Source organism: Pedobacter sp. 05L430 (assembly GCF_056397585.1).
Genome location: NZ_JBFTNT010000233.1, coordinates 1 through 6,720, shown reverse-complemented (window position 1 = coordinate 6,720; position 6,720 = coordinate 1). Strand labels below are relative to the sequence as shown.

At 39.4% G+C, this 6,720-nt stretch carries 5 protein-coding genes; 4 read left to right on the top strand and 1 reads right to left on the bottom strand.

All coding sequences use genetic code 11. From position 1 onward, the window contains the following. The 4 genes from AC1DG9_RS20890 to AC1DG9_RS20875 form a co-directional block, all read left to right on the top strand. Nucleotides 1-1,785 (top strand): SusC/RagA family TonB-linked outer membrane protein (locus AC1DG9_RS20890; protein ID WP_477635175.1); only part of this gene is annotated, 1,785 nt, incomplete at its 5' end. An 11-nt stretch (nucleotides 1,786-1,796) separates the two neighbouring features. After that, nucleotides 1,797-3,545: a RagB/SusD family nutrient uptake outer membrane protein gene (locus tag AC1DG9_RS20885; RefSeq protein ID WP_477635174.1), complete on the top strand. Its 1,749-nt coding sequence runs from the start codon at nucleotides 1,797-1,799 to the stop codon at nucleotides 3,543-3,545. Between the two features lie 13 nt (nucleotides 3,546-3,558). Next, nucleotides 3,559-3,981, top strand: coding sequence for a DUF4945 domain-containing protein (locus AC1DG9_RS20880; protein WP_337716065.1), 423 nt, complete (start codon nucleotides 3,559-3,561; stop codon nucleotides 3,979-3,981). A gap of 207 nt (nucleotides 3,982-4,188) precedes the next feature. After that, nucleotides 4,189-5,085, top strand: a complete 897-nt coding sequence (locus AC1DG9_RS20875) for a DUF3078 domain-containing protein (protein ID WP_337716063.1) — start codon at nucleotides 4,189-4,191, stop codon at nucleotides 5,083-5,085. A 111-nt stretch (nucleotides 5,086-5,196) separates the two neighbouring features. Here the strand turns inward: AC1DG9_RS20875 and AC1DG9_RS20870 are convergent. Further along, nucleotides 5,197-6,720 (bottom strand): MFS transporter (locus AC1DG9_RS20870; RefSeq protein WP_477635173.1); only part of this gene is annotated, 1,524 nt, incomplete at its 5' end.

Genomic DNA, 6,720 nt, shown 5'->3' with positions numbered 1-6,720 from the left:
GACCTATTGATAAGAAAAGACAACAGGAATAACTATTTAAAGGCATTGGGAACTGTCTATGCAAATCTGAAGATCCTGCCTAATCTGGCACTTAAAACCCAATTTGGTGTAGATTATACGATGGAATACGACAGAACAATTGATCCGAAGTGGGTTGAGGCCGGAGGAAAAAGTAATACCATAAACAGGGTGTTTCAAAATAACACACATGACCTTGGAACTACCTGGACAAATACATTAACCTATAACCTTAAGCTTGGAGAACATACGGTKGATATGCTTGGCGGTTTGGAAGCCTACAAACTTTTACAGGAAAATTTTCAGGGTAACCGCGACGGACTGCTATTAGAAAATAGAGATTACGCTTACCTTGGAACAGCAACGGGTGATAGCAAAGGCCTGTTAGGCGGAGGTAATGAAAGAAAGCTCTTCTCTTACTTTGGAAAGATCAATTACGCATATGCGTCCAAATATTTGCTTTCCGCAACTATTCGCCGTGACGGTTCTTCTGTATTTGGAGAAAACAATAAATACGGTTTCTTTCCTGCCTTCTCCGCCGGCTGGAGAATTAAGAACGAATCCTTCTTAAAGGATGTCAGCGCTATTTCAGATTTGAAACTAAGGGCAAGCTGGGGCCAAAATGGTAATTCTGCACCACTCGCCTCAGCATTACTGGTAAACATTTACGGTGTAAATGTTGATGGGACTTCTTATCCGATAGCCGGTAATCAAACCGGTGGTATCCCATCAGGATACCTCAGAAGAAGTTTGGGTAACCAGGATTTAAAGTGGGAAACCACTACCCAAACTAACATAGGTGTTGATTTTGCTTTCTTAAACAATCGCCTTACGGGATCTTTGGATTGGTTTAATAAGAAAACAACAGACATGCTTTTTCTACCACCCTATATTGGAGCTTTGGGTGAAGGTGGATACAAGTGGATCAATGGTGCAGATATGACGAACAAAGGGTTTGAATTGATCCTGGGCTGGAATGACACCAAGGGTGATTTTTCTTATCACATCACCACTAATTTTTCTGCCTACAAAAATAAAATTACAGGCCTGCCTTCAAGTGTTAGGTACGCTTATGGTGGCAATGGATTGTTAGACGATGTTCTTGGTCGGCCACTTAATTCATTTTATGGCCTGGTTGCCGATGGTATTTTTAAAACGCAGGAAGAAGTTGATAATTCTGCCCAACAACCAGGAAAAGGTATTGGAAGGATCAGATACAAAGATCTGGATGGAGACGGGGTAATTAATGAAGCCTACGACCGTACCTGGATAGGCGTTCGAGATCCCAATTTAATGGCTGGTCTAAATCTTCAGGCTTCTTATAAAAATTTCGATTTTACCGCCTTTTTTCAGGGTGTTTTTGGCAACGACGTATATAACTCATGGAAAGAACTGAGCGATTTCTGGAACATAGGTGTTCAGAACGACAGAAATCACCCACTCCGCGTGCTGGATGCCTGGACCCCTTTAAATCCTAATTCAGACATCCCAGCATTGTCACGACGCGACTCAAATGGTGAAAAAAGATTGTCTACCTACTTTATCGAGCCGGGATCTTACGTGAAACTCAGAAGTGCTGATTTAGGCTATACATTCCCCTCAAAAATTACTCAGAAGATCAGCGTAGAAAGGTTAAGGTTGTACATATCTGCTCAAAATCTTTTTACCGTTAAAAGTGGCAAGTTCACCGCAGGAGATCCCGAAAATCCAGGCACGGGCTATCCAATGCCACTTACTACTTACTTAGGTATTAACGTAACATTTTAAAACGTAAGAAAATGAAAAAATATAAAATAATTATAGCACTCCTTGGAATGATCCTATTCTTTGGGTGCAAAAAGTACCTCGATGTATCAACCAAGGGCGCTTTAACTGAAGAGCAGGTGTCCAATCCGGAACAACTGGAAAACTTTGTAACGGCAGCGTACGCCTACATGCCGAATCTGGGATATCCTGATACCCATGCACCCTGGATAGCCAGTCTCCGCTCTGACGATGCCTATAAAGGTGGAGGTGGTTTAAGTGATCAAACTCCATGGTACGAAATGGAGATCTTTTCAGCTGTAACGCCAAACGTTGGAAATAATGATGGGCCATGGTATCAGGGTTACTGTGCCATCAGCCGTGCCAATGGTGCGCTGCGCCTGTTAGGTAAATTTGACGAAACGCAGTTTGCAGCCAAAGAACAACGTATTGCAGAAATGAAATTTCTAAGAGGATGGATTTATCTGGGGATGAAATTAAGATGGAATTATGTACCATGGATAGACGAAACCGTCGCAACAGATGCCGTGGTAGTTGCAGGAATTTCCAACCGGCCTAAAGGTTCCGTAAACGACCTTGAATTGTGGGATAAGATCATCAAGGATTTAGAAGATGCATCCAATATATTGCCAGAAACCCAGGCCGAAAAGGGCCGCCCTACTAAGTTTGCCGCTCATGCCCTTGCCGCCAAAGCCCTACTATTTAGAGCGTATGAAAAAAATGACAGGCATGAGGTGACTAATATCAACAAAGAAACTTTAAACAAATCCTTGGCACATATTAATGAAATTACCGCAAGAGATGGATCGCAGTATGACCTGACTCCGGATTTTGCAGAGAACTTTATGATTGAATATGATAACAATACCAAAGAGTCTCTTTGGGAAATCCAGTACTCTTTAGACGATGGAACAACCAATGGAAGGGTAAACTGGGGCGATCAGCTTAATGCACCCTGGTGGTCTCCGTATTTTGGCTGCTGCGATTTTCATAAAATCTCCCACAACATGATAAATGCTTTTAAAACTGATGGAACCGGGTTACCTGATTTCGACAATTACAACAATACTGAATTAGGCGGACAGCTTTACAAACAGTATTTCAAGGATCATGCTTTTGACCCACGAATGGGACACACTGTGGCGATACCTGGCTATCCCTGGAAATATGACAACAAACTTATGTTTGATGAATCTGGATCACGTGCGCCATTTCAATATGGATACTTCAACTCTATGAAAGAACAGGTCCGTCCTGATTGTAACTRCATGTTCAAGCCTTTTTATGTTCAAAATTCAATGAACARGAAAGAAATTCGCTATGCAGAAGTATTGCTTTGGAAGGCCGAAATMTTAATCCAATTAGATAGAACTGATGAAGCCCTCCCCATCATAAACAGAATAAGGGCACGGGCAGCAAATAGCCTTGGCCGTTTAAAGAAAGACGATGGAAGTTTGTGGATGAATTATAAAGTAGAACAATATAAACCCGGTGTAAACTGTACCTGGACCAAAGATTTTGCATGGAAAGCATTAATGTGGGAAGACAGGTTGGAGCTTGCAGGCGAAGGACGACGCTTTTACGATCTCATGCGTTGGGGACAGTTAAGTACGGTAATGAACGCCTACATTGAAAAGGAGAAAAAACGTTTTGATTGGTTTAACCTTGCACATTTTACTGCTGGCAGGGATGAATTCCTACCTATTCCTCAGCCTCAAATGAATTACTCTCAAGGAACTTATGTACAGAATCCAGGATATTAAAATCTATATAGTGATGAAAAAAATTATTTATATGTGTTGTCTCCCTTTGATTTTTCTGTTTACCGGCTGTAAGAAAGAGCCGGTTATTGAAAGCAAAGCTGGAGTGAGTTTGCCAATGGTAACCAACCTTCAATTACAGAAAACAGCTGAAAAGGAAGTAAAGTTAACCTGGGGTATTCCGTCCTCCGTTTCAGATCAAATTGTTCAGCCTTTAAACGTATTTGTTGAGGTAAACGAGGTGATAAGTGTTACAAAAACAGTTTCGGTATTTTCTACTACACTTGCTAATGCACCCACAGAATTTGTATACCAATTGCCTGATGCAGCAAAAACCTACCACATTACGGTAAAACTTATGGGAAATACAAAAGTTGTTGACAAGAACTATTCAAGTCAGATTTATTCACTTGGACAGACGGTAGTTTATACAAAATAAACTAAAGAAGCTTAACACTCGATACTGGTTTGGCACCAACAATGGCACCAGACCAGTATCTCTAATATAGCTAAACCAAAAGCATACTCCTCTTTCAGTACGGGCGTATATTTTGATAAAATAATAACATTTTACGATATTAGATTAATCATTTATCGAAAAAATTAGAACACAATTGTTTAAAATTTATCAAAAACAGTACCTATTATGAAAAAAATCGCCCTATTACTTTCATTGTCGTGTGCCAGCTTTATTGGCTATGCACAAGACACACCCGCTGCAGATACGACTAAAACCTGGACAATTCACGGGGAGAATACTTTCTTAATCAATCAAAGCTCATTTTCAAATTGGGCAGCAGGAGGTGTAAATTCAATTGCTGGAAATCTCGTTTTTAACTACGACTTTAACTATAAAAAAAACAAATGGACCTGGGACAATAAAGCAATCGTTGGATTTGGTCTGAGCAAGCAAGACGATATTGGCGTTCGTAAAAATGACGACAGGCTTATATTAAATAGTTTGCTCGGTTATAAAGCCTCCAAATATTGGATGTATACCTTTTATGCGAATTTCCAAACGCAATTCGCTAAAGGATATAGGTACGAGGGAGATGGAAAAACGCTGATTTCAGATCTGTTTGCACCAGCTTACCTAACTCTTGGTCCTGGTATTGCCTATAAACGCGATGATAATTTCAGGGTCAACATTTCTCCCTTTGCTTCCCGTTTTGTTTTTGTAAGGAACAGAAATTTAGCTGAATCATTTGGGAACGACCCAATGAAAAGGCTTCGTTATGAGTTTGGTGCTTCATTAGATGTGTATTACAAAGTAAATCTTGTAGAAAATATTAGTTTAGAGAACATCCTGAAATTATACTCTAACTATCTCGATAAACCACAAAACGTTTATACAGATTATACAGCCAACCTTTTCATGAAGGTAAACAAATTTGTAACCGTAAACGCTGGTGTACAATTGCTTTATGACGACAAGACTGAAATCCCAATCTTAGATGCTAATGGAGCCAGGATTGAAGGTGAATTCAAAAAAGCTTTACAGGTTAAACAGATTTTCGGAGCTGGTTTTACCTACAAGTTCTAGATACTTCTTCACTCATTCTACACACATCCTTCACACCAAACCCACAAAAGGGTACCTTTTTGTGAAGAATGTGTGTGTAATGTGAACTATGTGAAGACCAGGCATAAGCAACTAGTAAGATATTGGAGCAGGTTGCTTTGATTTAAGATTAATAATAGTCCTGTTAATGTAGGGAATCAATGCAATTATAAGGATTACAACAATCAATAAACCACTTATAACCGTATAGTAATCTATTGCTGATCTCAATTGAGCTTGAGTTTCTATGAATCTGCCGAGCAATCCCTGAGCAATTTTAGCAGCCTGACCTGTAGAAACTCCCTTTCCAACTAATCCTCTTTTATACATCTCTAGTTTTTCCACCGCTACCGGATTTAAAGAAGTGATATGCTCCTGAAAACGGTTTATGTGATTGGTTCTATTATAAAGCTGATAAAAATTAATTAAAGCGATACTGCTGCAGAAACCTAAAAAGCGAAAGAACACACCAACGGCTGAAGCCGTACCACCCAAACGTTCAGGAACCGAAGAAACAGCAAAAACGATTACAGGCGTCATTAACATACCTGCTCCCATTCCCTGAACAATTAATRGAATGATAAAAGTTGAAGCATCTGCCTGAGTATTAAAAAGGAAGATCATCCAGGTGTGAAATATCAACAGCAAGCCGAAACCATAGATCCAGATCAATCTCATTGGCCTTTTTAAGATTAAAAGTCTTGAAGAAATTAAAATACTGATCACTATTCCCACAATATTGGCAGCCATGATGTACGCGATATGAATTGGATCCATCCCCAAAACAGTAGCAAAGTATAGATTTGTAATGTTTAGTGCACCGCGAACAATATAAAGCACAAAGATTAAAAACACACCAACAATATAGTTTCTGTATTTGAACACTTCCATGTTCTGGCTAGGTCTCTTTAAATTGAGCTGTCTTAAAATATGGAGGAGCAATAGTACCAATATTGCACCGCAACTTCTAACTATGCGTTTATCCTGCAACCAATAGTATTGTTGACCATATGCCAGCACATAACCAATCAGGCATAAAACTAGTGCATAGATCACAAAACTGGCCCAATCTACCTGATAAAGTGGAATCTTACGGTTTAAACGAACCGTATTCATGATAGACAATAGCAAAATAGCACCAGGTAAATAGCAAAATATGATGGMTTTATACAAGAAATTGTAATCGTAGGCATCTACAATTGGTGCGGTAAGCAGCATAGATATCGGACTTATACACAACAGCATGCCGTAGAAAATAGAATAGCCGATTTCTCTGGCCCTTTCGCTCTGAATTCTGCTAAATATTAATGTAATGCAAATGCTTGTTGTACCACAATTGGCCATTCCCTGTATAAACCTGAATATAAAAAGCGTATGTAAATTATGCGTGTTATAGCAAATGTATGAAGTAACAATTTGYAGTATAATCCCTACAAGGAAATACTCCTTAGTAGCCAGGTACACAAAAAAACGCCTTTCCAAGGCAAAGAAACTGGCAACTGCAGCATAGAATATGATCATTGAATATTGAACATCAGCAGGTTCAATACCATAATAACCAGCTGCAGCATTTGGATTGGCCGTAGATAACCCAAAAAGCAGCAGACAGGGTAAAAT

Coding starts and splice junctions, on each gene's coding strand:
- AC1DG9_RS20880 (WP_337716065.1), top strand. CDS start 3,559: ATGAAAAAAATTATTTATATGTGTTGTCTCCCTTTGATTTTTCTGTTT.
- AC1DG9_RS20875 (WP_337716063.1), top strand. CDS start 4,189: ATGAAAAAAATCGCCCTATTACTTTCATTGTCGTGTGCCAGCTTTATT.